Genomic DNA, 1,450 nt, shown 5'->3' with positions numbered 1-1,450 from the left:
TGAACTGACCCCGCAAAGTTGGACAGTCTTGGGCTAAGGCCGTGAGGGCTGAGTTCTGTACATCACAGGACTCAGCCCTTTTAGCTTCAGCTTGATGCGGCTGTGATTGTAATAGTGGATGTAGCGTTTGATTCCGGTTCGAAGGGCTTCGATGCTCTCGAAGCGGTTCAGGTAAAAGAACTCTGACTTCAAGGTGCCGAAGAAGCTCTCCATGGCGGCGTTATCGTGACAGTTGCCCTTGCGCGACATGCTTTGCGTCAGGGCGCGTTGCGCGAGCAGCGCCTGGTAAGCGCTCATCTGGTAGTGCCAGCCCTGATCTGAGTGGACCACGGGACGATCGTCAGCGCCGAGCCGCCTGAACGCCTTTTTGATCATGCCAGCGACCATCGCGAATGCCGGACGGGTGGCCGTTTCGTAAGCGACGATTTCACCGTTATACAGATCCAGAACCGGCGACAGATAGAGCTTTTGCTCGCCCACCCGGAATTCCGTGATATCGGTGACCCACTTCTGGTTCGGTGCGTCGGCATCGAACTGTCTTTGCAGCACGTTCGGCGCGATGCGTCCCACCGTCCCGCGAAAGGCGCGATACTTTTTGGGGCGCACCAGGCTCTTGAGTTTCATCAGTTGCATCAGCCGCTGGACGGTCTTGTGATTCACAGCCGTGCCCAGATGGCGGATTGCGCTGGTGATACGGCGATAGCCATAACGCCCCTTATGCTGCTCGAAGACAGAGCGGATGCGCGCCTTGAGCTGCGCGTGCCTGTCTGCCTTCTGGGATGCCTTGCATTGGTAATAGAACGTGCTGCGCGCCAGGCCTGCTACTTTCAGCAGACCCTGAACTGGAAACTCATGCCTTAACCCGGCCACTACTTGCGCTTTTTGCGCGGCGCTGTGGGGCTTTCCGAGCGGATCAAGGCATCGAGTTTTTTTAGATACGCATTCTCCATGCGCAGGTAGTTCAGCTCCTTCAGGAGCTCTTCCTTCGTGCGGGTCTCATCGGACTTCGGTGAGACGGGCGGGGCGGATGACCTGGGATGTTTCACGGAACGTACTCGGGGGCGCGGCTCAAGAGCCTGAAGACCTCCCGAATCATAGCGGCCTTTCCAGAGACTGATCACGCCCGGATTACGAATATCGAAGACCGAAGCCGTTTCCCGGCACGACAGTGCCTTCGTGTGCATGAACTGCAGCACCTTCAGCTTGAACTGGCCGTCGTAACGACTGTACTTCTTCTGGAACGCCGCCTCGCCGTGCGCGCGCCATGCCGCCACCCACTTACGCACTGTGCCATGGTCTACACCGTGCCGGTGCGCCACTCCACGACTACCACCGTACTTGCCTGACAGATAGTCTTTGACGACCGCTCGCTTGAATCGCGCGCTGTGCCTGCTCATGAAAAAACACCCCAAATCGTTGGACGGGTGTCCAACTTTTGGGGTGCAGTTCA

At 57.7% G+C, this 1,450-nt stretch carries 1 protein-coding gene; it reads right to left on the bottom strand.

Annotation, left to right across the window (positions count from 1 at the left end):
- Nucleotides 1–33: 33 nt before the first annotated feature.
- A protein-coding gene (locus BCA01S_RS38370) for an IS3 family transposase (protein ID WP_110406637.1) occupies nt 34–1,397 on the bottom strand; the annotation gives its coding sequence in 2 pieces (ribosomal slippage) (nt 34–897 and nt 900–1,397; 1,362 coding nt in all).
- Between the last annotated feature and the right edge of the window lie 53 nt (nt 1,398–1,450).

The sequence above is a fragment of the Paraburkholderia caledonica NBRC 102488 genome (genome assembly GCF_000685095.1).
Lineage (GTDB): Bacteria > Pseudomonadota > Gammaproteobacteria > Burkholderiales > Burkholderiaceae > Paraburkholderia > Paraburkholderia caledonica.
This window is presented reverse-complemented; position numbering and strand designations above follow the sequence as displayed.